Below are 25,130 nucleotides of genomic sequence, written 5' to 3' on the forward strand. Positions count from 1 at the left end.
CAAAGAAATATCAATCCCCCCTTGCTCCTTCATCTTGGACCAAATACCTTCGGGGGCCCGGGGGCAGACAGCCCCCGGCGCTTTGCCACGTCGCGACGACGTCGCCAGAAAAGGCCGAACCATATGCCAAAAACCCCCGAAACACCCGCCACGCCCCCCGCCAAAACACCAGAGGGCGAGCGTATCGCCAAAGTCCTGTCGCGCGCAGGCGTCGCCTCGCGGCGCGAAGCCGAACGGATGATCGAACTCGGCCAGGTTGCCGTGAATGGCAATGTGATCGACAGCCCCGCCCTGAACGTCACCCCGCGCGACCGCATCACCGTTGATGGCGAAACCGTGGGCCAGCCTGAACCCGCGCGGCTTTGGCTGTATTACAAACCCGATGGGCTGGTGACCTCCAACAATGACGAAAAAGGCCGCGACACCATTTTCGACCACCTCCCCGAAGATCTGCCGCGCGTGATGTCGGTCGGGCGGCTTGACCTCAATTCCGAGGGCCTGCTGCTTCTGACCAATGACGGCGGCCTCAAACGCCAGTTGGAACTGCCCTCCACCGGATGGCTGCGCAAATACCGGGTGCGCGTCAATGGCAACCCAACCGATCCCGATCTGGAACCCCTGCGCCGTGGCATCACCGTGGAAGGTGAAAAGTTCCAACCGATGATCGTCATCCTTGACCGTATCCAAGGCGCGAACGCATGGCTGACGGTGGGTCTGCGCGAAGGCAAGAACCGCGAAATCCGCCGCGCCATGGCCGCGATCAACCTGACCGTGAACCGCTTGATCCGGGTCAGCTATGGCCCGTTTCGCTTGGGCGAATTGCGCCCCGGCGAGGTGACAGAGGTGAAAGGCCGCGTGTTGCGCGACCAATTGGGCCAGCGCGAAACGCCCGAAGATGCGGTGGCGCCCAAACCCCGCGCCAAAGGCCCGCGCATCGTGAAACCGGGGGCCAAACCCGCCCCGCGCGGTGCAGCAGCCCCGGCCAACCCCGCCCCGCATAAGGGCCAGAAAACCCCGGCCGCAGCCCGCGCCACGCCTGCGCAAACCGGCAAGCCCACGGCAAAATCCTGGGCCAAAAGCAGCACCAAAGCCGCAGCCCCGCGCAATGCTGCCCCCGCAGCACCCGCGCGTGGCAAAGCGCCTGCCAAACCGGCAAACCGCCGCCCAAAGGGGGAATAAAGCCGCGCTTTCCCCGCTTATCGCACTGGTATGCGGGGGGCGCGCTGCCTATAGTTAAGCCATACAGACAGGCCCGGCCCGGAAAAAGGGCCAAGTGCGGGGCTTGCCGGAACGGGGGCGACAGATGACATCGAACAGCTTGAAAACGATTTCTTTCTGCCTTTTGCTGGCGCTGACCTTTTATGTAACCGGATTGGGGGCGATCTGATGGCGCAGCGGTTCGGCGGCAAATTCAGCCCGACAGGCAATGCGGCAGGCGGGCCAAACACCCCGCGCGGCAGCCTGCCCGCATCGGGCAACCCGTTTGACGGCAAGCGCCGCACCAAAGCGGGGTTCAAATCCAACCTGCTGTTCGTGTTGCCGCTTCCCTTTATCTGGAACGCGTTTCAGGGCACGCCCGCCACCCTGATCCTGTGGATGATCGCCGCCGGGCTGATGCTTCTGGGTGCATGGCTCACCCGCGAGGGGCTTTTCGCGCAAGAAGCCTATGAGGCCCGCCGCGTCGCCCGCCGCCCTGCCCTGCCGCGCAAATTGGTAGCGGCGGTGCTGATCGGGACAGCGCTGGGGCTTGGCACGCTTTTGGGCGGGCAAGGCACGCTCATTGCCACCGCGATCGCCAGCCTTGGCGCCTTTCTGCATCTGGGGGCTTTTGGCTTTGACCCGATGTCCGACAAAGGCGCCGAAGGCATCGACAGCTTTCAAACCGACCGCGTGGCCAAGGCCATTGATACCGCCGAGGCGCATCTGACCGCGATGAAAGACGCCATCTTGCGCGCCCGGGATCGCCAGCTTGAAGGCCGCGTCGACCGCTTTGCCGATACCGCCCGCACGCTGTTTCGCACGGTCGAGGGCGACCCGCGCGACCTGACCGCCGCGCGCAAATATCTGGGCGTCTATTTGCAAGGCGCGCGCGATGCGACCGTGAAATTTGTCGATCTCTATGCCCAGAACCGCGACGCCGCCATCCGCGCCGAGTATGAGGCGCTGCTGACCGATCTGGAAACCAATTTCGCCAGCCGCACCACCGCCCTTTTGTCCGATAATCACACCGATCTGAACGTCGAAATCGAAGTCCTTCGGGAACGCTTGGCGTTTGAAAACCGTTAATCTGCGCCCCGCGCGATAAAAGTGAGTATGAATATGGCCGAAACTATCCAACAAAAAGCCGCCGCCACCTTGGCCGAAGTTGAACGTGTTACCGCTGTCGTGCTGCCCGAACCGGGGCGCGAGTTGATCACGCTGGAGGCAGCCCCCGCCCCCCAAGCCGCCGAAATCCAGAAACGGATGGCGGAAATTGATATGGGCAATACGCAATCCATCATCTCTTTCGGGTCTTCGGCGCAGGCGGAATTGCAGGTCATCAGCCAGGAAATGCTTGCCGATGTGAAGAACAAGGATGTCGGCCCGGCGGGTGACAGCCTGCGCTCCATGGTCAGCACCATTCGCGGCTTTTCGGTTTCGGAACTCGATGTGCGGCGCAAGCGGACATGGTGGGAAAAATTGCTGGGCCGCGCAGCACCCTTTGCCAATTTCGTCGCCCGGTTCGAGGATGTTCAAGGCCAGATCGACAAGATCACCGAAACCCTGCTGGGCCATGAGCACGCGCTTTTGAAGGATATCAAATCGCTGGATATCCTCTATGATAAAACGCTCAGCTTTTATGATGAACTGGCGCTTTACATCGCGGCGGGTGAGGCCAAGCTGAAAGACCTCGACGCCACCGACATTCCGGCTAAAGAAGCCGAGGTGAAGGCCGCAGCCGAAGAAAAGCAAGTGATGAAAGCGCAGGAATTGCGCGATCTGCGCGCCGCCCGCGACGATCTGGAACGCCGGGTGCATGACCTGAAGCTGACGCGCCAAGTGACCATGCAATCCTTGCCCTCCATCCGCCTTGTGCAGGAAAATGACAAGTCGCTGGTGACCAAGATCAACTCCACCCTCGTCAACACCGTGCCGCTGTGGGAAACCCAACTGGCCCAAGCCGTGACGATCCAGCGGTCGCGTGAGGCGGCGGAAAGCATCCGCGCGGCGAATGACCTGACGAATGAATTGCTGACATCGAATGCCGAAAACCTGCAAGCCACCAACCGGATCGTGCGCACCGAAATGGAACGCGGTGTGTTTGATATCGAGGCAGTGAAAAAGGCCAATGCCACGCTGATCGCCACGATCAACGAAAGCCTTGCGATTGCCGATGAAGGCAAGGCCAAACGTGCCGCCGCCGAAGAAGAACTGGTCAAGATGGAACATGAATTGCGCGACACGCTGGCCTCGGCCCGTGCGCGCAAGGATGGTCTGGGCGATACTGTCGGCGTCAAAGCCTGAACCGAAAGGGAATATCCGCCATCATGGCAACCCTGCGCAGCCTTGCGAAAACCTTGAAAGGGGCGGCCCTCCCGGTCGCCTCTGCCGCCTTTCTGGCGGGCTGTGTCACCGCGCCCGCCGTTGTGGGCCGCGCCACCCAGCCGCCGCCGCCCCGGATCGAACAGCCGAAAGTGGCCCCCCCCTCGCCCGCCAGCATGGCGTTGCGCACCTATTACGCAGGCGTGCAGGCGGAACTCTTGTCGCGCGGCTTGATGCGCACCGACACCGGGGCCAAGGATGCGCCCTTCTCGGCTTGGATGCTTTCGGCCAATTTCACCCGCATCGCGTTTTTTGATGAGTTTGACAGCTCCTCCGGCACGCTCGTCGCGCGCGAAACCGAAAAGCGCCTGCGCCGCTGGGGCAAACCCGTGCGCGTGGGCCTTGCCTTTGGCAATTCGGTCCCGCAGTCCAAACGCGGCACGGAAACGGCGCGGGTGCGGTCGTTTCTGGCGCGTCTGTCGCGGATCACCGGGCACCCGATCCAATTGGTCGACAGCAACATCAATTTCCACCTGCAAATCCTTAGCACGGATGAGCTAAAGTCCATCGGCCCCACCGTGCGCCGCGCAGACCCCGGCATCGGCGAGGCGGAACTGCGGTCGATCATCAACATGCCGGAAAGCACCTATTGTCAGGTGACCTATTCGTTGAACGAAGGCAGCAACCTGATCGAACGCGCCTTTGCCGTGATCCGCGCCGAACATCCCGATCTGTTGCACTTGTCTTGTCTGCACGAAGAGATTGCCCAAGGCCTTGGCCTGCCCAATGACAGCCCCGCCGCGCGGCCTTCGATCTTTAACGACGATCAGGAATTTGCCACCCTCACCCCGATGGATGAGCTGATGCTGCGCATGCTTTACGACAAGCGTTTGCAGCCCGGCATGACCGCCGCCGAAGCCCGCCCCATCATCGACCAACTCGCCGAAGATCTCGTCGGCGGTGACAGCTAGGAGCCAAGACATGGTTTTCGACTTCCTCAAAGGCCAATTCATCGACGTCATCCACTGGACCGATGACACCCGCGACACCATGGTCTGGCGCTTTGAACGGCAGGGCCACGAAATCAAATACGGCGCCAAGCTGACCGTGCGCGAAGGCCAAGCGGCGGTGTTCGTGCATGAAGGCCAGATCGCCGATGTGTTTGGGCCGGGGCTTTACATGTTGGAAACCAACAACATGCCGATCATGACGGCGCTGCAACATTGGGACCACGGGTTCCAAAGCCCGTTTAAATCCGAGATTTATTTCATCAACACCACCCGCTTCAACGATCTGAAATGGGGCACCAAAAACCCGATCATGACGCGTGACCCGGAATTCGGCCCCGTGCGCCTGCGCGCATTTGGCACCTATTCCATGCGCGTCACCGATCCGGCCCGCTTCATGTCCGAAATCGTCGGCACGGACGGCGAATTCACTGCCGATGAAATCAGCTTCCAGATCCGCAACGTGATCTTGCAAGAGATGAGCCGCGCGCTGGCGGCCTCAAACATTCCGGTGCTGGATATGGCGGCCAATACCGCCGATCTGGGCAAGCTGGTGGCCACCGCGATCAACCCGAAAATCGCGGAATATGGGCTGTCGCTGCCCGAACTCTATATCGAAAACATCTCACTGCCCGAAGCGGTAGAGGCGGCATTGGACAAGCGCACCTCAATGGGGATCGTGGGCGATCTGAACCGCTATATGCAATTCAACGCCGCCGAAGGCATGGCGCAAGCCAATTCGGCCGCTGGGGCCGCGATGGGCGCAGGCATGGGGGCAGGCATCGGCATGGGTATGGCGCAAAACATGGGGCCATGGGGGGCCGCCCCCGCCGCAGCAAGCGCGCCGCAAATGGCCCCACCCCCGCCGCCGCCCCCCGCACCCGAAAAGCTGTGGCATACCGCCAAGGATGGCGCGACCCATGGGCCGTTTTCGCGCAGCCACCTTGGCCGCATGATCACCGAAGGCGCATTCGCCCGCGAAACGTTGGTCTGGACCGCCGGGCAAGACGGCTGGAAACCCGCGGGCGAGATTGCCGAACTGGCGCAATTGTTCACCGTGGCCCCGCCACCGCCCCCCGGCGCCTGACCGGGGGCCAAGGTGACAGACGACCAAACCCATCGCTGGCCCTGCGATAGCTGCGGGGCAGACCTGCGCTTTGCGCCGGGGCAGACGGAACTCGTCTGCGACCATTGCGGCAATGTGCAGGCCATCCCCAAGGCGATGCGGGTCGAAACCTCCCGCGCGATGGGGGAACATGATCTTGCGCGCGGGTTGCGCGATGACCTGCCGCAAGCGGCGATGGAAACACCGCAAACCACGCCATGTCCGAATTGTGGTGCATTGGTCGAGTTTTCAGGCGCTGAACATGCGGCGCAATGTCCGTTTTGTGCAACCCCGGTTGTCATCGGCACCGGCACCAACCGCCAGATCAAACCACAGGCGCTGGTGCCTTTCCAACTGGACGAACGCAGCGCCCGCGCCGCGATGGCGAAATGGCTGGGGCGGCTGTGGTTCGCGCCCAATGGCCTTGTGGAATACGCACGCAAAGGCCGCGCGCTGTCGGGCCTCTATGTTCCGCATTGGACCTTCGATGCCGCCACCCGCTCGGCCTATTCCGGGCAACGCGGGACCTATTACTATGAAACCCGCACCGTCATGGTAGAGGTAAACGGCAAACGCCAGCAACGGCAGGAGCAGGTGCGCAAAACCCGCTGGCAATCAGTCTCGGGCCGCGTGGCCCGCGCCTTTGATGATGTGCTGGTGCTCGCCTCGCAAAGCCTGCCGCGCCACTATACCGAAGGGCTGCAACCCTGGGATATGACCGGGCTGACGCCGTATCGCCCCGACTACCTCGCAGGCTTCATCGCCGAGGGCTATACCGTCAGCCTTGCCGATGGCAACGCGCTGGCGCATCAGAAAATGGCGCAGGTGATCGCCCAGGATGTCGCCCGCGATATCGGCGGCGATGAACAACGCATAAGCCATATCGACACCGATTACAGCGCCGAGACGTTCAAACATATTTTGCTGCCCATCTGGATGGCGGCCTATAAATACAACGGCAAAACCTATCGTTTCGTGGTGAACGGCCAAACCGGCAAGGTGCAAGGCGAACGCCCTTATTCGGCGTGGAAGATCGCTTTTGCGGTGCTGGCCGCTGCTATCGTGATTGGCGCGGTGGTCTATTTCAACCAATAATAACGCGAGCCATCACCCCCGGCCAAAGCCCGCCTCAAAACTCGGCGTCTGGGTGCCAGAAAAAGTGGTGAACGGCTTGCCAGTCATCCTTGTCTTGCTTGAACCATAGCGTCAGGTTCTGGTCTTTTGACAGCGACCATGTCACTTCGCGTATCTGCGGCGGGTGCGCCTTGATTGTGGCCGCGTCAAAGATGTTCAACAACTCCACCCGGAATTCATGGACGGTCATGCTCAACTCAAAGCGGTCTTCCTTGATCGGCGTTCCCAGCTTTGAAACCGCCGCTGCATAGTCCTTGCCAACAAGTTCTTCTGCAACCTGTTCTTCCGACATTTCAACATCTCCATTCTGGGCCATGGTCGCAATGGCAAAGCCAATCGCCAAGGCGACAGTTATTCCAAAAATCCAAAGGGGGCGTGCCCAGATCATTTTACACTCTTAACGGCAAAGGTGGTGTCCGGGATCAATTTGTTCAATTCACTCACCAAATAATCCGCGTGGCGTTTCTTGACTTGCATACCAGAGTGCATGATGGATTTCTTATGTGCCTTATAGGCGCTGCTGCTGGAATATTCGTCACCATGGCCACCCTTAACTTTCGTTGTATTGCCAATAGCATGCCCGAATTCATGCGCAGCCCCAGACTGTTTTGCCCCGCCGCCAGCGCCTTTGTCGACCTCAACCGTGTCTTCTGTATCTAACGTCATCTCCATCGCGTTCCAATTCACGGAACTCACGCTGAAATCACCTTTCGGAACTTTGATGGCCTTGACCTTCCAATGGGCACCACTGGTTTTCGGATTGACATCGAACATCACATCAAAGGTCTTTCCCTTGAAATACGTCGCAAACTCCGACTTGCCGGTCACCGTCAGAACAAATTTTCCGTTCCATGCCTTACGGATCACTTTTTCCAGCGCTTGATGAAATTTCTTCTTTTCACCGCTGGTCCATTTGGTAGCACCGCCTTTGGTTGTGTAAGAATATTCCCAGTATTGCCGCACCCAAATAACTTGGGTCTTGCCGTTCACCTCAAAATCCATCCGTTTGGTTTTTTTGGAATACTCAAGTTTTGCCGGCGCTTTTGGTTTCGGGTCGGCCATCAAAATGCCCCTTTGCTACACGAAAAACTGTAAAATCAAGACCCGAAATTGGATCAGGCCTGAAAGCCTTGAGGTTGTAATTCACCTGTTTTCCAAGGTTGCCCAGATGATTGCGTTTTTCAACCCAAAATGCAGCGCCCCTGTTGCGGTGACCTGAATGTGATCGGCCGCCATGTCGCCCGCCGCAGAACCTGCCGCGCGCGGCCTTTGAAGGGCAAAGATTGATATCTCCTAAACAAAAATGCAAAAATCACATAGTTTCAAAGCATTACCCAACTCTCCGCGCGCGGAGAGTTGCGGAAAGGCGCAGCTTCTCCACAGCAAAGATTGACTCTCGCCCTGCCCCGCCTAAAAGGACGCCAACCGATAGGAGGCCCAGATGACCGACCTGAACCGCACCCTCGATCACGCCCGCATCCCTGAGCTTCCGAACCCCTATTTCGGCAAGGTCCGCGATTGCTATGACCTGCCGGATGATCGCCGTATCCTGATCTCCTCGGATCGGATTTCGGCCTTTGATCGCATCCTCGCCGCGATCCCCTACAAGGGCCAGGTGCTGACCCAGACCGCGCGTTACTGGTTCGATCACACCGCCGATATCTGCCCCAATCATGTGTTGGAATACCCCGACCCGAATGTCGTGATCGGCAAGAAACTAACCATCCTGCCGGTGGAAATCGTCGTGCGGGGCTATTTGGCAGGCAGCACCGGAACCTCTATCCTGACTCTGTATAAAAAGGGCCAACGGCAGATGTATGGCCACAGCCTGCCCGATGGGTTGCGCGACAATCAGGCCTTGCCGCAGCCGATCATCACACCCACCTCCAAGGCCTTTGACGGCGGCCATGATGAGCCGCTGACCGCCGCCGAGATCATCAGCCAAGGTTTGCTGACCCAAGCGCAATGGGACCGCGTCTCATCCGTCGCCTTGTCCCTGTTTGCCCGTGGGCAACAGATGGCCGCCAAGCGTGGGCTGATCCTTGTGGATACGAAATATGAATTCGGCACCGATGCCGAAGGCACCATCTTGCTGGCCGATGAAATCCATACCCCCGACAGCTCTCGCTACTGGCTGGCCGATGGCTATGCCGAAGCACTGGAAAACGGCACCCGCCCGCCCTCCTTTGACAAGGATGTCATCCGGTCCTGGGTGGTCGCGCGCTGCGACCCCTATCACGATCCGATCCCCGAAATCCCGGCGGAGATGATCGCAGCCACCGCCCAGGTCTATATTGACGCCTATGAGGCGATCACCGGCGAAACCTTTGTCCCCGATACCAGCGGGGCCACCGTGCTGGACCGGGTGCGCGGCAATTTGCGGCGGTTTTTCGCCTGACCCGCAATCATGTTTGCGCTAACAGGCGGAACGCCCTATGATTGCGCAAACCTTCAAACAGGAATGTTCCGATGATCCTTTGTTGCGGCGAAGCCCTGATCGACATGTTGCCACGCCAGACCACGGCGGATGAGGCCGCCTTTGCCCCCTATCCCGGTGGCGCTGTGTTCAACACGGCCATCGCGCTTGGCCGTCTGGGGGCGGCATCGGGGTTCTTCTCGGGCCTGTCCAATGACCTGTTCGGCGAGATGCTGACCGACAGCCTGACCGCCTCTGGCGTCGATACCAGCCTTGCCGCGCGCTCAGACCGGCCCACAACGCTGGCCTTTGTCAAGCTGGTGAACGGACAGGCGAGCTATGCGTTCTATGATGAGAACACCGCCGGGCGGCTGTTGTCGGTGGCTGATCTGCCGGTGCTGCCGGATGCGGTGACAACGCTGTTCTTTGGCGGCATCTCGTTGGTCAATGACCCCGCTGCCGGGGCCTATGCCGCCTTGCAGGCCCGCGAATCTGCCGCGCGCGTCACCATGATCGACCCGAATATCCGCCCCAGCTTCATCAAGGATGAAGCGGCCTATCGCGCCCGGATCAACGGAATGTTGGCCCAAGCCGATATCGTGAAACTCAGCGACGAAGACCTGCATTGGCTGGAAGGCCCCGGTGATCTGGTCGAGGTGGGGCGCAAGCTGCTGGCCCGCGGGCCCAAGGTGCTGTTCCTGACCGAGGGGGCCGCAGGCGCACGGGCGCTGACCGCCACGCAAAACCGCTTTGTCGCCGCAACCAAGGTCACGGTGGCCGATACGGTGGGCGCAGGCGATACGTTCAACGCAGGCGCTTTGGCGGCGCTGGAAACGGCGGGCGCACTAACCAAAGCGGCGCTGGCCAATCTGCCGGATGCCACGCTCGATGCCGCCCTCAGCCTTGGCACGCGCGCAGCGGCTGTCACTGTCTCGCGCCCCGGTGCCAACCCGCCTTGGGCCAAGGAACTATGAGGGCGCTACTGCAACGGGTGCACCACGCCTCTGTCGCGGTCAAAGGGGAAACCATCGGTGAAATCGGCCCCGGCCTGCTGATCCTGATCTGTGCAATGCAAGGCGATACCGAGGCCGAGGCCGACCAGCTTGCCGCGAAAATCGCCAAGCTGCGCATCTTCAAGGATGATGCCGACAAGATGAACCTGTCGCTCAAAGATACCGGCGGCGGCGCGCTGATTGTCAGCCAGTTCACATTGGCCGCCGATACATCGCGCGGCAACCGCCCCGGCTTTTCCCCCGCCGCCGCCCCCGAAGACGGGCGCCGCCTTTATGAGTATTTCTCCAAGGCCGTCGCCGCCCAAGGCATCCCGGTTGCCAATGGCTCATTCGGCGCGGATATGGATATCAGCCTGACCAATGCGGGGCCTGTGACCATCTGGCTGGATACGGCTAGCTGACGCTACTTTCTTTTCGGCAAAAATATCCTCGGGGGGAATTTTCCGTAAGGAAAAGGGGGGCAGACAGCCCCCCTCCCCGCTTCAGCAATAGCCTCAGCTCTCTTTGGCCCATTCCCACGGGCGCACAAACTGGCCCAGCACCTCGGTCACCGCCGCATCGCCGACGCCTTCGCCGCGCGACACTTGCGCGACCAGACCGCGCTTTTTATCCTCGATCACACTTACCACCTGCACCGGAACATTGGCGGCCTTCAGCGCCTCATTGTAAATCCGGGTGATGGCCAAGCGGCGCAGATCGGGTTTGAACACTTTGCCCACAGCGGTTTTGGGCAATTCGTCCAGAATCTCGATCACCTTCGGCACGGCGGCGCGCTCATGAATATGCGCACGGGCAAATTCCATCAGCTCGGCTGGCGTCACCTCGGCGTCTTTCACCAGTTCGACATAGGCGCAAGGGATCTCGCCCGCATGAGCATCGGGCTGACCGATGGCACCCACCATGGCAACCGCCTCATGGCCTGCCAGCGCTTCTTCGATCTCGGCGGGGTCGATGTTATGGCCGCCGCGAATGATCAGGTCCTTCGCCCGTCCGGTGATATACAAATAGCCTTCGGCATCCATCCGCCCCAGATCGCCGGTGCGCAGGTAAAGCCCCTCGGCAAACAGATCGTGGTTCTTGTCCTGCTCGGTATAGGTGGATCCGGGGAAGACACCGGGATTGGCGACACAGATTTCGCCGACCTGATCAATGCCACAATCGGTAACGCCGCCTGCGCCGTCCATATGCAGAATTCGAACATGTGTATAGGGCAGCGGAATCCCGACAGAACCGATTTTCTTGTTCCCTTCCGGCGGGTTACAAGACACAAGGCAAGTGCATTCGGTCAGGCCATAGCCTTCGATGATTTGCACACCTGTTGCTTTTTCAAAGCGTTTATACAATTCCAGCGGCAGCGGGGCCGAGCCGGAAAACGCGCCGCGCAAGCTGCTGATATCGGCATTCACCGGGCGCTGCATCAGGGCGGACAGGGCGGTGGGCACGGTGATCATATAGGTGATCTTCCACCGTTCCACCAGTTTCCAGAAATTGTCGAACACTCCATCGCCGCGATAGCCCGCAGGTGTGGGGAACACCACATGCCCGCCGCTGGCGATCATCGACATCAGGATCGGATAGATGGCAAAGACATGGAACATCGGCAGCGGGCAGATCACCACATCCGAGGATTTGAACATCAGCTTCGCGCCCAGCCAACCGTTATAGACCATGCCCGAAACCTTGTGCTGCGCCACTTTCGGCATGCCCGTCGTGCCGCCGGTGTGGAAATAGGCGGCGACGCGGTCCTCGGTCACATCCTCGAAGGTCAGGCGGTCCGAGGGCTGCTTGGCCAGTTCGGCCACAAAATTCTTGATTGTTGCGTTATGCGCCACCGGGTTCTTGGGCCGCACCAAAGGCACGATCCAGCTTTTCGGTGGGGTCAGATAGCGGTTAAGATCAACCTCCAGCACGGTTTTCACGCCGGGGGCGTGGCGCACCGCCTCGGCCACCTTTTGCGCCACATCGGTTTTGGGAAAGGCGCGCAGCGTCACGACCACTTTGGCCTTGGTTTCCCGCAGGATAGAGCTGATCTGATCGGCATCCAGCAACGGGTTGATCGGGTTCACGATCCCCGCGATAGACCCGCCCAGAACCGCCACAGCCGTTTCCATGGAATTGGGCAGGATATAGGCCACAACATCCCCCGGCCCCACTCCAAGGCTGCGAAACAGGTTCGCGGCCTGTGTCGCCTTGGCGTGATATTGCGCCCATGTCAGGGTTTCGGCCTTGTCGGCAGGCCCCGAAAACAACTGAAAGCTGATCGCGGCCTTGCTGCCATGCGCATCGCGGGTGCGGCTCAGGAATTGGTAGATGGATTTGGCGGTGTCCCGCTCGGCCCAAGGCTTTTCCGCCTCGATGGCGTCACGGTCGGCAACCGTTCTGAAAACGTTCATTAAACTTCCTCCCCTTTACCTGATTTTTTAAGTCAGGTGCTTTTTGCATCAAAGATGGGCGGTTTTTGCCTTTCCCGCAAGCAAAGACCGTTCGGGGAAACGCAACGTAAAAGCGGTGAAATGAAAAAGGGGCGCAAAAAGCGCCCCTTGCCGGCCGGTGTTGCGGGCCTCAGGCCTGCGGGATGCGCAGCATCTGGCCCGGATAAATCTTGTCCGGGTGGCTCAGCATCGGGCGGTTGGCCTCAAAGATTTCGTTGTAGCGATTGGCATTGCCAAGGGTCTTTTTCGCGATGGCCGACAGCGTGTCGCCCTTCTTGACCTCGTGGAACACAGGTGCTGCACCGGCGTCCGGCACGTCGTCCTGCACTTCGCCGACGCCGGCGACATTGCCCACGGCCAGAATGACCTTTTCTTTCACTTCCTGGCTGACAGCCTTGCCCGAGACGACAACCTTGCCATCATCGCCCACCTTGATGTCCATGCCGGTCGTATCCAGCCCAAGGTTCTTGACCTCGGCTTTCAGCGCATCCGCATTCGGTGCTTCGGCCGCTTCTGCCTTGCCCCCGAACAGCGATTTGCCCGCGTCTTTCACAAAACTCCAAACACCCATGGTAAAACTCCCTCTTGGTTCATGGGGCAAACGGCCCCTTATAGCGCGCAGTATGGCGCAGGAATATCGCGGTGCAATGCCGGAATGTGGAAGCAGAGGGGAAAAAGACGCGGTTTTTCCCCCTTAGCCCTGCCCATCGGTGAATTGCAACCGGGCGAGGCGCGCGTAAAGCCCGTCTTGCGCGACCAGTTCGTCATGGGTGCCGGTGGCCACGATACGGCCTGCATCAAACACCACGATCCGGTCGGCCTTTTTTACGGTGGCAAGCCGGTGCGCGACGACAATCGTGGTGCGAGAGCGGGACAGCTCGTCCACCGCCGCCTGCACCGCGCGTTCGGATTCTGCATCCAGCGCACTTGTCGCCTCGTCCAGCAGCAGCACCGGCGCATCGCGCAGAATGGCGCGGGCGATGGCAATGCGTTGCTTTTGCCCGCCCGACAGCATCACGCCGCGCTCACCGACAAAGGTGTCATAGCCTTGCGGCAGCGCGGTCAGGAAGTCATGCGCGGCGGCGGCTTTGGCGGCGGCCTCAATCTCGGCATCGGTTGCCTCTGGGCGGCCAAAGCGGATGTTTTCCCGCGCAGAGGCGCCAAAGATCACCGGGTCTTGCGGCACCAGCGCAATCGCGCGGCGGAATTCGGCGCGCGTCATATCGGCAAGGTTGATCCCGTCCAGCAAAACGCGGCCTTGCTGCGGATCATAAAACCGCAGAATAAGCTGCAAGATCGTGGTTTTGCCTGCGCCAGAAGGGCCCACCAGCGCCACGGTTTCCCCCGGCGCCACCGTCAGGTCCACCCCGTCCAGCGCGCTGGTTTCGGGGCGGGCCGGATAGCGGAATTGCACCGCCTCAAACGCAATTGCACCTTTGACCGGGCGCGGCAGGGCCACAGGGTGCACCGGGTCCAGCACCGTATCGGCGGCAGAGAGCAGCTCTACCAAGCGTTCGGTCGCGCCAGCGGCACGCTGCAATTCGCCCCAAATCTCGGACAGCGCGCCGACCGCACCGGCCACCATCACCGAATAGATCAGGAATTGCACCAATTCGCCGGGGCTCATTACTCCTGCCCGCACATCGCGCGCGCCGATCCACAGCACGCAGACAACGCCGGTAAAGATCAGGAAAATCACGATCACCGTCATCAGCGCCCGCGTGCCGATGCGCTTTTGCGCCGACAGATAGGATTTTTCGGTCATATCCGCGAAGGTCGCGCGCGACGGGTCTTCATGCGTGAAGGCCTGCACCGTTTGCACCGACAGCAGCGCCTCGGAGGCATTGCCAGAGCTTGCGGCGATCAGGTCCTGATTTTCGCGGCTAAGGCCCCGCAGGCGGCGGCCCAGAATGATGATCGGCACGATCACCCCCGGCACGATCAGCAGCACCAGCCCCGTCAGCTTGGCCGAGGTCAGCAGCAAGGCCACCATCCCGCCCAGAAAGATCAGCACATTGCGCAGCGCGATGGAAACGGACGAGCCGATGACCGACAGGATCAGTGTGGTGTCGGTGGTCAGACGGCTAAGCACCTCACCCGTCATCAGGCGTTCAAAGAAGGCCGGGCTCATGCCCATGACCTTGTCGAACAGCGATTTGCGGATATCGGCGACGACCCGTTCCCCCAGCCGGGTGACAAGGTAATAGCGCGCGCCCGTGCCCAGCGCCAAAAGCATGGCGATCACAAGGGCGGCGGCGAAATACTGGTCCAGCAGTGCTGCGTTATCGGCGGCAAAGCCATCCACCACCCGGCGCACCGCCAAAGGCAGCGCCAGCGAGACGCAGGCCGTGACGATCAGCGCAAGAATGGCCCCGATGACCAAAGGGCGATAGGGCGCAAGGAAAGGCGCAAGGCCCCGCAGCGCCCCCACGCGTTTGGATTTTTCCCGCTCTTCCAGAACCACCGGGTTTCTTGCCATATCCATCTGCCCTTTATTTGCAACGCTTCCCTTTAGGCCCTGCCGCCGCCGCTATCAAGTCGCGCGATTGCCGCGCCCCCTTTCCCCGGCCCGCCGCTTGTGCCAGTTTCGGCAAAACGAAAGGCTCAGCATGACCATCACCACCTGCGTTTTTGATGCCTATGGCACCTTGTTCGATGTGGCCGGGGCCGCGCGCCAAGCGGCGAAAGAGCCGGGGCAAGAGGTGCTTGCCGATCTTTGGCCGCGCTTGGCCGAGGATTGGCGGCGCAAGCAATTGGAATACACTTGGCTGCGCGCCGTCACGGGCGACCATTGCGATTTCCGGCGTGTAACCGAAGATGGGCTGGATTGGGCGATGGAGGCGGCGGGCCTTGACGATCCCGCGCTGCGCAGCCGGCTGATGGCGCTTTATGATGAATTGCCAGCCTACGCAGAAGTGCCGCAGATGCTGGCCCGGCTGAAGGCGCAGGGCTTTGCCACGGCGATCTTGTCAAATGGCAGCCCGGCGATGCTGGCCTCTGCCATCGCCTCGGCGGGTATTGGCACGCAACTGGATGCGGTGCTGTCGGTTGAGGATGTGGGTATCTTCAAACCCTCTGCCAAGGTGTATCAGTTGGTTGGCAGCCGGTTTGGCACAAGGCCCGATCAGGTTTTGTTTGTGTCGTCCAACGGTTGGGATGTCTGCTCGGGCGCGGCCTTCGGCTTTGCCACCGCTTGGGTCAACCGCGCGGGCCTGCCGATGGACAGGCTGCCCGCACAGCCCGGCCATGTGTTGCCCGATCTTACCGAAATCCCCCAACTTGCAGGCCGTCTATGACCCAGTTTTTCACCACCTCCGATGGCACCCGTATCGCTTACCGCGATGAAGGCGAAGGGTTGCCGCTGTTGTGCCTGCCGGGGCTGACCCGGACGATGGGCGATTTTGACTATATGGTCCCGCATCTGCCGCCCTGCCGTCTGATCCGCATGGATTACCGCGGGCGCGGCGAAAGTGCCTGGACCGGGGCCGCCACCTATACCGTCCCGCAAGAGGGTAAGGACGCGCTGGAATTGCTGGACCATCTGGGCGTGGCGCAAGCGGCGCTGCTGGGCACCTCGCGCGGGGGGCTGATTGCGATGGTGCTGGCCGCCACGGCGCGGGATCGTATTCTGGGCATCTGCTTCAACGATATCGGGCCGGAAATCCATAAGCCGGGGTTAGAGCGGATCATGGATTATGTGGGGCGCAACCCCAATGCCAAAACCCATGCGGCGCTGGCCGAGGCCCTGCCGCGCAACATGCCCGGCTTTGACAATGTGCCCGCAAGCCGCTGGCTGGAGGAGGCGCGGCTGCATTACACCGCAACCCCGGAAGGGCTGCGCATAACCTATGATCCGGCGCTGCGCGAAAGTTTCCTCAACGCCTTCAAAGGGCCAGAGGTGGACCTTTGGCCGCTGTTTGACGCCTGCGCGGGGTTGCCCCTTGCGCTGATCCGGGGCGGCAATTCCGACCTGTTGTCGCAAGCCTGTGCCGATGAAATGCGCCGCCGCCGCCCGGATATGTGCTTTGCCAATGTGCCGGACCGGGCGCATATTCCGTTTCTGGATGAACCCGAGGCCGTGGCCGTTTTGCACAGCTTCCTGGGCGCGATCAAAACTCCACCCACAGCCCCAGCTTGACGCGCGGGTCTTTCGGGCCAATCACCCCGACCGATGGTTGCAGCACCAGTGTTGCCTTACCCATGGACCAGCCTGCGGTGGTTTCCAGCCGCAGCATTTGCGTATCAGCCCGCCGCCAGGCCTGTGCCTGCGCGATCAGCATCAGCCGCTTGGTCGGTTTCAGCCCGATGCTGGCGTCCAGCTTATAGGTCAGCCCTTCGTTCAGCCAATCGGTGGTGACTAGCCGTTCCACCTGCGCATCCACGGCGGCCCAGCCATCGCCCCACCCGGTTTGAAAGCCCTTGCCCCAGAACAGCCCCGCGCGGGTGGCAATCTCGGCCTCGCCTTTCAAAATCGGCCAGACGGCGGCAGCATGGGTTTCGCGCTGTTCCATCGCCAGCCCGAAGGACAGGATGGCCCCGCCCGCGCCGCGCCAGATCGGGCGATACATGAAGCCGGTGACATCGGGCAAGCGCCGGCCTTTGGGCATCGACACCTCAACCCCCATCGTCCAGTCACCTTTCATGCCATATTCGGCATAAAGCTGGGCGCGCGCCTGATCGACCGAAAGCGACACAAAGAAACTGCCCGCCTCGCGCGGCCAAGCCCCGGCCTGGGCAGACACCGCCCAGAACCAGCATATGATCGGCAATATCCAGCGCATGATCCGCCCCCTTTCATCAAACAGTGACAAGCAAGGCGTTAATGATGCGTAAACAAAACCGCTAAAGATTGACTGTTTCCCCCCAACAGGCCAGCAATGTGGCCAAAGAGTTCACAAAAGGGCAAAGCCATGACAAATATCGCAGAAATAGAGGCCGCCGCCCGCAGATTGGAAGGGCACGCGCGCCGCACGCCTTTGCTCAGCTCTCCCTTTCTGGATGAGATTGCGGGGCGTCGGGTCTGGGTCAAGGCCGAATGCCTGCAACATACCGGGTCTTTCAAGTTTCGCGGCGCATGGTCGGCCCTGTCGGCGCTGGAGGCAAAGACCCGCAAGCGGGGGGTGATCGCCTATTCCTCGGGCAATCACGCGCAAGGGGTGGCGCTGGCGGCGCGGATGCATGGCGTGCCTGCTGTCATCATCATGCCCACGGATGCGCCGCAGATAAAGATCGAGAATACCCGCGCCTTGGGGGCAGAGGTGGTGCTTTATGACCGCGCGACCGAGGACCGCGATGCCATTGGCGCGCGGCTTGCCGATGCGCGTGCGCTGACCTTGGTGAAACCCTTTGACGATGCGATGGTGATCGCGGGTCAAGGCACCACCGGGCTGGAAATCGCCGAGCAGGCGGCCAACCGGGGCATCACCCATGCCGATGTGATGGTGTGCTGCGGCGGCGGTGGCTTGACCTCTGGCATCGCTTTGGCGCTGGCCTCACGCGCGACGGGATTGCGCGCGCGACCAGCGGAACCTGCGGGGTTTGACGACACAACGCGCAGCCTTGCCACTGGTGAAATCCAGAAGAATGCGGCACCGACCGGGTCCATATGCGATGCAATCCTGACCCCAGCCCCCGGCGCGCTGACCTTTCCGATCATGAAACGGCTGTGCGGACCGGGGATCGTGGTAACGGATGATGAGGCCCTGCGCGCTGTCGGTCTGGCATGGTCACGCCTGAAGATCGTGCTAGAGCCGGGCGGGGCCGTGGCCCTTGCCGCAGCGCTGTATCATCGGGAACAGATCACCACGCCAGACGTGATATGTGTTGCCTCAGGCGGGAACGTCGATCCGGCGATCTTTGCCCGCGCTATGGCAACCGTGACCTGAGAAAACCACAAAAGGTCCGGAATCCCTGACTGTCTACAAGGGGCTAAAGCGCTTAGGCTTGAGGAAGTTTCCAAAACTTTTTTAAGCAAAATCCCTTTTCTCCGGCTTGGCGCCTTCGGGCGGCAAGTCGGCCCCGATAGATTGGATGATCCGATGACGATGCTTCCTGCACCCACAATTTCCCTGCTTCAACCCGGCACGATCGCGCTGATCCTATTTGCGGCCGTTGGGTATAGCGTTGCCACCATTGGCATGAAAATGGGCGCGACCGCCCTGTCTTGGGGGGCGATTGCCGTGGTCCTTCTTGGCCTTGCGGCGGCCATTTTCGGCGAGGTGACGGTGCTGCGACATGTCAATCTTGGCCCGATCTATATCGCCATTCTGGGCGTGGAATCCCTGATCGTGCTGTTTTACGCATGGTATATCGGTGAGGGGATGAGCCCGCGCCAATTGGGCGGGGCCTCGCTTGTGCTGGCAGGCATGCTGATGGTGAACGCCTGAAATCCGACTTGCAGTGCCGCACCCAGCCCCGCTAAGACGCGGGCAAAACGGGAGTGTCAGGCATGGACGCGGCGCTACACCAGCTTCACATCGGCGATCACAGCCTCGCCTATACCGACACGGGTGACACGGCGGCCCCTGCGGTGGTTTTTGCCCATGCGCTGGGGTTTGACCACCGGGTCTGGGCGCAAGTGCTGCCCCTGATGCCGCAGGGTTTGCGGTTGGTCTGCTATGATCTGCGCGGGCATGGCCAGTCCACTACCCCGGCGGCACCCTATGCCATGGGCGCGCTGATCCGCGATGCCGAAACCCTGCTGGACCATCTGAACATCCGCGATTGCGTCTTTGTCGGCAGCGCTATCGGCGGGATGGTGGCGCAGGGGCTTGCCGTCAAACGGCTTGATCTGATCCGGGGGCTGGTGCTGGCCAATACGGTCACCAAACTTGGCACCAAGGACACATGGGCCCGGCTGATCGCACAGACCGAAAGCGCAGGTCTGGACGCGCGTTTGGAAACCGATCTGGCGCAGAGCTTTTCGGCGGCGCACCGCAAGGCGCAAGATATGACGATCTGGCGCGACCTGCTGTCTGCCCGGCGGGCAGCGGGCTTTTTGGGCTGTGCGGCGGCCATGGCGGGCACCGATTTCTATACCACCACCGCCAGCCTGCGCCTGCCCTGCCTGATCATCGCCAGCAGCGAAGATGCGATCACCCCTGTCGATATGGTGCGCGAATTGGCCGGGCTTATCCCCGGCGCGCAGTTCGAATTGATCCGCAAATCCGGCCATCTGCCGATGATCGAACAGCCCGAAACCTTCGCCCGCGCGCTTGCGGCTTTCCTTTACGGCATCGGCCACGCCCCGGCCTTGTAATCGCCGGGCATCGCGGCAACACTCCCGCCAAGACCCCAGCGAAGGCCATGCCGCATGCCCCCCATCCTGTTGATCCACGGCTCTTGCCACGGTGCCTGGTGCTGGCGCGATGTCTTGCCCCATCTGCCCGGTGCCACCGCCATCGACCTGCCCGGCCATGGCGCCGACAAGACGCCCATCGCCGATGTCACGCTGGATCTCTATGTCGAGGCGATCCTTGATGCGATCACCACACCCGTGCATCTGGTCGGCCATTCCATGGCAGGCTATCCGATCACCGCCGCCGCCGAACGCGCGCCGGAAAAAATCGCTGCCCTCAGCTATGTCTGTGCCTATGTGCCGCGCTCAGGCCTCAGCCTTGCGGATATGCGGCGCGCGGGGCCAAGCCAACCGCTGCTGGAAGCGATAGAGATCAGCCCCGACCGCGACAGCTTTACCTTCCGCAGCGATATGCTGACCGAAAAGCTGTATCACGATTGCCCCGCCGAAACGGTCGATTACGCGCGCCAGAACCTGACCCCGCAAGCGATCACACCGCAAGCCAGCCCGCTGGTGGTAACAGCCCGCAGCGCGGCGCTGCCCAAACGCTATATCCTGTGTGAAGCGGATCGCGCGATTCCACCCGCCTATCAAACCAGTATGAGCGCGGGCTGGCGCGATATCCGCAGGCTGAACAGTAGCCATTCACCCTTCTTTTCCGTGCCCGAACCACTGGCAAAGGCACTGTCATGACAGCCCCGCCACGCCTTGCCCTGTCTTTCATCCTGATCACGATCACGCTGGATGCAATCGGCATCGGGTTGATCTTTCCGGTCATGCCTGACCTGATCGAAGAGGTCACGGGTGGCAACCTTGCCAGCGCCGCCCTTTGGGGCGGCCTTTTGTCCACCTCTTTCGCGGTAATGCAGTTTATCTTTGGCCCGGTGATCGGGTCATTGTCCGACTGGTATGGCCGCCGCCCGGTGCTGCTGCTCTCGCTGGGGATGATGGCACTGGCCTATCTGGCGATGGCGCTGGCCCCAACGATCTGGCTACTGCTGGCCGCGCGGCTTATCGCGGGGATCACAGCGGCCACCCAATCCACCGCAACCGCCTTCATCGCCGATATCACCCCGCCCGAGGATCGCGGCCGCCGCTTTGGCCTGATCGGGGCCTGCTTCGGCATAGGCTTCATCCTCGGCCCGATGATCGGCGGGTTGGTGGCCAGCCTTGATACCCGCGCGCCGTTCTATGCGGCAGGCGCGATGGCATTGGCCAACCTTGTGCTGGGCCTGTTCGTCCTGCCCGAAACCGTGACCGACCGCACGCGCCGCCCCTTTACCTTGGCGCGCGGCAACCCCATCGGCGCGCTTCTGGCGCTGACGGCCTTGCCCGGCCTCAAACGTCCGCTGATGACCTTTCTCATCATCGCCATCGCCATGAACGTCTATCCCGCCATCTGGGCCTTTTTCGGCAAAGCCCGCTTCGACTGGGACAGCAGAATGATCGGCTATTCGCTGGGCGTCTACGGGCTCAGCTATGCCATCGGTCAGGCCTTTCTGGTCGGCCCGCTGATCAAACGCTTCGGCGAACACCGCGCGGCGCATTTCGGCATGTGGATCGATGTGGCCACACTCACCGCACTGGGGCTTGTCACCTCTGGCACCATCGCCCTTATGCTCACCCCTATCACCGCTTTGGGCGGCGTCGTCACCCCTGCGATGCAAGCCCTGCTGTCACGCCAAACCCCCGATAATGCCCAAGGCGAATTGCAAGGCGTGCTCGGTTCGCTCAACGCGGTTGCCATGATCACCGCCCCCTTGGTAATGACCGCCACCTTCGCCAAGTTCACCGCCCCCGATGCCGCCATCTTCGCCCCCGGCGCACCCTTCCTGCTCGCGGCCCTGCTCATGGTCGCAGCCATTGCTTTGCATGTCGCGAAACCACAGGAAACACTGCAAGACGATGCCTAGACTTCATCTATTCGCAAATATCCCACGGGGGGTCCGGGGGGCGTGAAGCCCCCCGGCGCTCGGCCACAAACGGAAAGCCTTGTCATGCGCCTTCAATCGCTCGAAATCTTCACCGTCGCCCCCCCTGCCCCCGGTTGGGGCGGGCGCTACTGGATATTCACCAAACTCACCACCGCTTGCGGGATTGTGGGTTACGGCGAATGCTATGCCTCTACCGTCGGGCCCAAAGCCATGGCCGCAGTGATCGAAGATGTCTTTGCCCGCCATATGGAAGGCGAAAACCCCGAGAATATTGAGCTGATGTTCCGCCGAGCCTATTCCTCGGGCTTCACCCAGCGCCCCGACCCAACTGTGATTGGCGCGTTTTCGGGGATGGAAATGGCGTGCTGGGATATCATCGGCAAGGCGCGCAACCGTCCGGTCTGGGCGCTTTTGGGCGGCAAGATGAATGCCCGCATCCGCTCCTATACCTATCTCTACCCCGAACCGGGCAAAGAAAGCGCGGAATTCTGGGTGTCCCCCGATGCCGCAGCCGAGGCCGCAACCCGCTTTGTGAACCTTGGCTTTACAGCCGTAAAGTTTGACCCGGCAGGCCCCTATACCATCCGCGGCGGCCACCACCCGGCGATGTCCGATATCACCCGCTCGGTCGCCTTTTGCAAAGCCATCCGAGAGGCGGTCGGCGACCGGGCCGACCTTTTGTTCGGCACGCATGGCCAGTTCACCACCCCCGGCGCAATCCGCCTTGGCCAAGCGATAGAGCCCTATTCCCCGCTGTGGTATGAAGAACCGATCCCGCCAGACAATCTGCTGGAATTTGCCGAAGTTGCCAAACATGTCCGCATCCCGCTGGCCACGGGCGAACGGATGACCACCAAGGCAGAATTCGGCGCGTTGCTGCGCCATGGCGGCGTGAAAATCCTGCAACCGGCCTTGGGCCGTGTTGGTGGCATCTGGGAGGCCAAGAAAATCGCCGCCATGGCCGAGGTGTTCAACGCCGAAATGGCCCCGCATCTTTACGCGGGCCCGGTGGAATGGGCGGCCAATATTCACCTCGCCGCCTCGATCCCCAATCTGCTCATCGCCGAGACGATTGAAACCGGTGGCGCGTTCCACCTTGCGCTGATCAAACATTCGATCACTTGGGAGAACGGTTACATTATCCCGCCCGAAGCCCCCGGCCTTGGCATAGAATTTGATGAAGACCTTGCGCGCGCGCATCCCTATACCGGCACCGCGCTGCATTTGCAGATGCAGGAAGCGCCTTGCGATTATACCAATGGCAATCGCTTCGAAGGGGGCGCGCCCTCCAGCACCTGACGCCCGGCTTTTCATTCCGGCGCGTCTGGGCTAATCTGAACCCCGTTCAGAAAGGTCACCTACCATGCCCGACGCGCCCGCGAAAAAACCCAGCAAAGCCGACCAGCGCCGCGAAGATCTGCGCCTTCGTCTGATCGACATCGCCGAAGCGCGCATCGCCGCCGAGGGGCTTGGCGCGATCAAGGCGCGTGATCTGGCCAAAGCGGCCGATTGCGCGGTGGGAGCGATTTATAATGTCTTTCCCGATCTGAACGGGCTGATCATGGCGGTGAACGGGCGCACCTTTCAGGCCTTGGGCAAAACCGTTGCTGCCTCGGTTGCCGCAAGCCCTCCGTCAAAGCCGCAAGCCGAGTTGATCACCATGTCGCTGGCCTATCTGCGCTATGCCTCTGAAAACCAGAACCTGTGGCGCGCGCTTTTCGATCTTGAAATGTCGACCGAGATGGACGTGCCGCAATGGTATCTGGCGGAATTGGGCAAATTGTTCGCCCTGATCGCGGCCCCCCTTGCCCGGCTTTTTCCCGACGATTCGCGGCATGACATCGAAATGATGACCCGCACGCTGTTTTCCTCGGTGCATGGAATCGTTCTTTTGGGCCTGCAACGCCGGATTTCCGGGGTTCCGATGGAGAAAATCGAAGGCATGATCTCGATTTTGCTGTCGAACGTAACGTCACATAGCAAAATTTCCTGAACAACGTTCAAATAATGCTTGAACGGCGTTCAAGTTGCTGTATGTTTAATTCATGAACACGGTTCAAGAGTGAAGGAAAGACAGAAGGCCGCGACCATAGACTGACACAGAGCAAACAAATTCCCGCCCAGATTGTCCGCTAGATCGCAACACAGCCCACCGTCTTTTCTTCATGATTGACCATAAACCCTGAATTGCCAGTAACGGAGAGACCCATGTTTAACACCCTTAGAACCCTGATCCTTGGTGCCAACGCCCGCGCCGAAGAATCCCTGCGCGACACCTATGCCATTGAATTGATTGACCAGAAAATCCGCGAGGCCGATGAAGGGCTGCGCGCCGCCAAGGGCACGCTGGCCAGCCTGATCCAACGTCAGCGCGCCGAAGAGCGGTTGCTGGCAACACTGGACCAGCGCATCGCCGACATGACCCGCCGCGCCGCCGAGGCAATTGATGCAGGCCGCGAAGATCTGGCGATGCAGGCCGCCGAGGCCCTTGCCCAGATGGAAAACGAACGCGTGCTGCGGTCTGAAACCGTGCTGCGGCTGGACAGCAAGATCGTGCGGCTGCGCCAGTCGGTTGAGGCAGGGCATCGCCGCATCATCGACCTGAAGCAAGGGGCCACAACTGCCCGCGCCATCCGCCGCGAACAAAGCCTGATCAAGAAGCTGCCGAATGGCGAAGCCTCGGCGATTGAAGAAGCCGAAGCACTGATTGCCCGCGTTACCAATGCCGACGACCCCTTTGAACGTTCCGACATTCTGCGCGGCATCAACCGGGAACTGTCGCATGACGGGCTGGCCGACCGGATGGCCGATGCAGGCTTTGGCCCCGCAACCCGTGTCACCGCTGCTGATGTCATGGCCCGCCTGAAGACAAAAGCCACCTAATTCTTAGGTATGTCACAACAATTCCCGCAAAGCGCCCCAATTGACGGGCATACGGAAACAAATCACGCAAGGAACTTTAAAATGGCCGCTCAAAAATCTGATACCTCCGCAATCATGTTCTTCAACGGTGTCGGCGTTGCTGTCGCCTACTTCATGCTCGCCCTGTCGATCTGGATGGCCCCGGTTGACCTGTCGACCAAAGGCTATTGGGGCCTTGGCATCCTGCTGCTGACGCTGGCTTTGGTGAACTTTGTGAAATACCGCTTCGACGCCAAGATTGCCGAAGATCGTCTGGCCCGTCTGGAAGATGCCAAGAACGAAAAGCTGATGGCGGAATATATCGGCGAAAAGTGATCCCTCGATTTTCGCCCCTATCGCGTTCGTGAA

The 25,130-nt window shown here is 61.0% G+C and carries 26 protein-coding genes; 20 read left to right on the forward strand and 6 right to left on the reverse strand.

Features of this window, described 5'->3' with window-relative positions:
- The first annotated feature begins 123 nt into the window (after positions 1-123).
- The 6 genes from EGN72_RS06855 (at position 124) to EGN72_RS06880 (ending at position 6,729) form a co-directional block, all read left to right on the forward strand.
- Positions 124-1,179, forward strand: a complete 1,056-nt coding sequence (locus EGN72_RS06855) for a pseudouridine synthase (protein WP_127045915.1) — start codon at positions 124-126, stop codon at positions 1,177-1,179.
- Positions 1,180-1,386: 207 nt separating this feature from the next.
- A complete protein-coding gene (locus EGN72_RS06860; protein WP_127045916.1) occupies positions 1,387-2,286 on the forward strand; it encodes a 5-bromo-4-chloroindolyl phosphate hydrolysis family protein in 900 nt (299 codons plus the stop codon).
- A gap of 33 nt (positions 2,287-2,319) precedes the next feature.
- Complete coding sequence (locus tag EGN72_RS06865) at positions 2,320-3,504, forward strand: toxic anion resistance protein (RefSeq protein ID WP_127045917.1); 1,185 nt, start codon at positions 2,320-2,322, stop codon at positions 3,502-3,504.
- Positions 3,505-3,527: 23 nt separating this feature from the next.
- Complete coding sequence (locus tag EGN72_RS06870) at positions 3,528-4,493, forward strand: DUF2927 domain-containing protein (RefSeq protein ID WP_127045918.1); 966 nt, start codon at positions 3,528-3,530, stop codon at positions 4,491-4,493.
- Positions 4,494-4,503: 10 nt separating this feature from the next.
- On the forward strand, positions 4,504-5,616 hold the full coding sequence (locus EGN72_RS06875; RefSeq protein WP_127045919.1) for an SPFH domain-containing protein: 1,113 nt from the start codon (positions 4,504-4,506) through the stop codon (positions 5,614-5,616).
- Between the two features lie 12 nt (positions 5,617-5,628).
- On the forward strand, positions 5,629-6,729 hold the full coding sequence (locus EGN72_RS06880) for a zinc ribbon domain-containing protein (protein ID WP_127045920.1): 1,101 nt from the start codon (positions 5,629-5,631) through the stop codon (positions 6,727-6,729).
- A gap of 34 nt (positions 6,730-6,763) precedes the next feature.
- Here the strand turns inward: EGN72_RS06880 and EGN72_RS06885 are convergent, their stop codons facing one another.
- Positions 6,764-7,084 (reverse strand): hypothetical protein, encoded by a 321-nt coding sequence (locus tag EGN72_RS06885; RefSeq protein ID WP_158623155.1) that lies wholly within the window; start codon positions 7,082-7,084, stop codon positions 6,764-6,766.
- Between the two features lie 68 nt (positions 7,085-7,152).
- Positions 7,153-7,830 carry a hypothetical protein gene (locus EGN72_RS06890; protein ID WP_127045922.1) on the reverse strand — a complete coding sequence of 226 codons (678 nt, stop codon included), beginning with the start codon at positions 7,828-7,830 and terminating at the stop codon, positions 7,153-7,155.
- A gap of 379 nt (positions 7,831-8,209) precedes the next feature.
- Between EGN72_RS06890 and EGN72_RS06895 the strand changes: the two genes are divergently transcribed.
- The 3 genes from EGN72_RS06895 to dtd all read left to right on the forward strand — a co-directional run bounded on the left by EGN72_RS06895 (position 8,210) and on the right by dtd (position 10,598).
- On the forward strand, positions 8,210-9,166 hold the full coding sequence (locus tag EGN72_RS06895) for a phosphoribosylaminoimidazolesuccinocarboxamide synthase (RefSeq protein WP_127045923.1): 957 nt from the start codon (positions 8,210-8,212) through the stop codon (positions 9,164-9,166).
- A 71-nt stretch (positions 9,167-9,237) separates the two neighbouring features.
- Positions 9,238-10,158: a carbohydrate kinase gene (locus EGN72_RS06900; protein WP_127045924.1), complete on the forward strand. Its 921-nt coding sequence runs from the start codon at positions 9,238-9,240 to the stop codon at positions 10,156-10,158.
- Complete coding sequence (gene dtd, locus EGN72_RS06905; RefSeq protein WP_127045925.1) at positions 10,155-10,598, forward strand: D-aminoacyl-tRNA deacylase; 444 nt, start codon at positions 10,155-10,157, stop codon at positions 10,596-10,598. Before EGN72_RS06900 ends, dtd begins: the two co-directional genes overlap by 4 nt.
- A 93-nt stretch (positions 10,599-10,691) precedes the next feature.
- Here the strand turns inward: dtd and EGN72_RS06910 are convergent, their stop codons facing one another.
- From EGN72_RS06910 to EGN72_RS06920, 3 genes are all read right to left on the reverse strand, one after another.
- On the reverse strand, positions 10,692-12,590 hold the full coding sequence (locus EGN72_RS06910) for an acyl-CoA synthetase (RefSeq protein ID WP_127045926.1): 1,899 nt from the start codon (positions 12,588-12,590) through the stop codon (positions 10,692-10,694).
- Between the two features lie 169 nt (positions 12,591-12,759).
- Positions 12,760-13,200 (reverse strand): peptidoglycan-binding protein LysM, encoded by a 441-nt coding sequence (gene lysM / locus EGN72_RS06915; protein ID WP_127045927.1) that lies wholly within the window; start codon positions 13,198-13,200, stop codon positions 12,760-12,762.
- 123 nt (positions 13,201-13,323) lie between these two features.
- Entirely contained in the window at positions 13,324-15,108 is a 1,785-nt protein-coding gene (locus tag EGN72_RS06920) for an ABC transporter transmembrane domain-containing protein (protein ID WP_199743718.1), read from the reverse strand.
- A 130-nt stretch (positions 15,109-15,238) separates the two neighbouring features.
- On the opposite strand from EGN72_RS06920, the gene EGN72_RS06925 reads away from it, so the two are divergent.
- Positions 15,239-15,925, forward strand: a complete 687-nt coding sequence (locus EGN72_RS06925; RefSeq protein ID WP_127045928.1) for a haloacid dehalogenase type II — start codon at positions 15,239-15,241, stop codon at positions 15,923-15,925.
- Positions 15,922-16,767, forward strand: coding sequence for an alpha/beta fold hydrolase (locus EGN72_RS06930; protein WP_127045929.1), 846 nt, complete (start codon positions 15,922-15,924; stop codon positions 16,765-16,767). The genes EGN72_RS06925 and EGN72_RS06930 overlap by 4 nt, the downstream gene beginning before the upstream one ends.
- Here the strand turns inward: EGN72_RS06930 and EGN72_RS06935 are convergent.
- Positions 16,739-17,410 carry a hypothetical protein gene (locus tag EGN72_RS06935; protein WP_127045930.1) on the reverse strand — a complete coding sequence of 224 codons (672 nt, stop codon included), beginning with the start codon at positions 17,408-17,410 and terminating at the stop codon, positions 16,739-16,741. The two genes, EGN72_RS06930 and EGN72_RS06935, sit on opposite strands and share 29 nt — an antisense overlap.
- A gap of 129 nt (positions 17,411-17,539) precedes the next feature.
- On the opposite strand from EGN72_RS06935, the gene EGN72_RS06940 reads away from it, so the two are divergent.
- The 9 genes from EGN72_RS06940 to EGN72_RS06980 all read left to right on the forward strand — a co-directional run bounded on the left by EGN72_RS06940 (position 17,540) and on the right by EGN72_RS06980 (position 25,097).
- Positions 17,540-18,514, forward strand: a complete 975-nt coding sequence (locus EGN72_RS06940) for a threonine/serine dehydratase (protein ID WP_127045931.1) — start codon at positions 17,540-17,542, stop codon at positions 18,512-18,514.
- 153 nt (positions 18,515-18,667) lie between these two features.
- Positions 18,668-19,015 carry a 5-aminolevulinate synthase gene (locus tag EGN72_RS06945; RefSeq protein WP_233587060.1) on the forward strand — a complete coding sequence of 116 codons (348 nt, stop codon included), beginning with the start codon at positions 18,668-18,670 and terminating at the stop codon, positions 19,013-19,015.
- Between the two features lie 62 nt (positions 19,016-19,077).
- Positions 19,078-19,887, forward strand: coding sequence for an alpha/beta fold hydrolase (locus tag EGN72_RS06950; RefSeq protein ID WP_127045932.1), 810 nt, complete (start codon positions 19,078-19,080; stop codon positions 19,885-19,887).
- Positions 19,888-19,941: 54 nt separating this feature from the next.
- Complete coding sequence (locus EGN72_RS06955; protein WP_127045933.1) at positions 19,942-20,619, forward strand: alpha/beta fold hydrolase; 678 nt, start codon at positions 19,942-19,944, stop codon at positions 20,617-20,619.
- Positions 20,616-21,839 carry a TCR/Tet family MFS transporter gene (locus tag EGN72_RS06960; protein ID WP_127045934.1) on the forward strand — a complete coding sequence of 408 codons (1,224 nt, stop codon included), beginning with the start codon at positions 20,616-20,618 and terminating at the stop codon, positions 21,837-21,839. The genes EGN72_RS06955 and EGN72_RS06960 overlap by 4 nt, the downstream gene beginning before the upstream one ends.
- Positions 21,840-21,923: 84 nt before the next feature.
- Positions 21,924-23,159: a mandelate racemase/muconate lactonizing enzyme family protein gene (locus EGN72_RS06965; RefSeq protein ID WP_127045935.1), complete on the forward strand. Its 1,236-nt coding sequence runs from the start codon at positions 21,924-21,926 to the stop codon at positions 23,157-23,159.
- 64 nt (positions 23,160-23,223) lie between these two features.
- Complete coding sequence (locus EGN72_RS06970; RefSeq protein ID WP_127045936.1) at positions 23,224-23,853, forward strand: TetR/AcrR family transcriptional regulator; 630 nt, start codon at positions 23,224-23,226, stop codon at positions 23,851-23,853.
- A 215-nt stretch (positions 23,854-24,068) separates the two neighbouring features.
- Entirely contained in the window at positions 24,069-24,743 is a 675-nt protein-coding gene (locus EGN72_RS06975; RefSeq protein WP_127045937.1) for a PspA/IM30 family protein, read from the forward strand.
- Between the two features lie 81 nt (positions 24,744-24,824).
- Positions 24,825-25,097 carry a hypothetical protein gene (locus EGN72_RS06980; RefSeq protein WP_127045938.1) on the forward strand — a complete coding sequence of 91 codons (273 nt, stop codon included), beginning with the start codon at positions 24,825-24,827 and terminating at the stop codon, positions 25,095-25,097.
- The last annotated feature ends 33 nt before the right edge of the window (positions 25,098-25,130 follow it).

This window comes from Pseudorhodobacter sp. E13 (genome assembly GCF_003991405.1).
GTDB lineage: Bacteria > Pseudomonadota > Alphaproteobacteria > Rhodobacterales > Rhodobacteraceae > Pseudorhodobacter.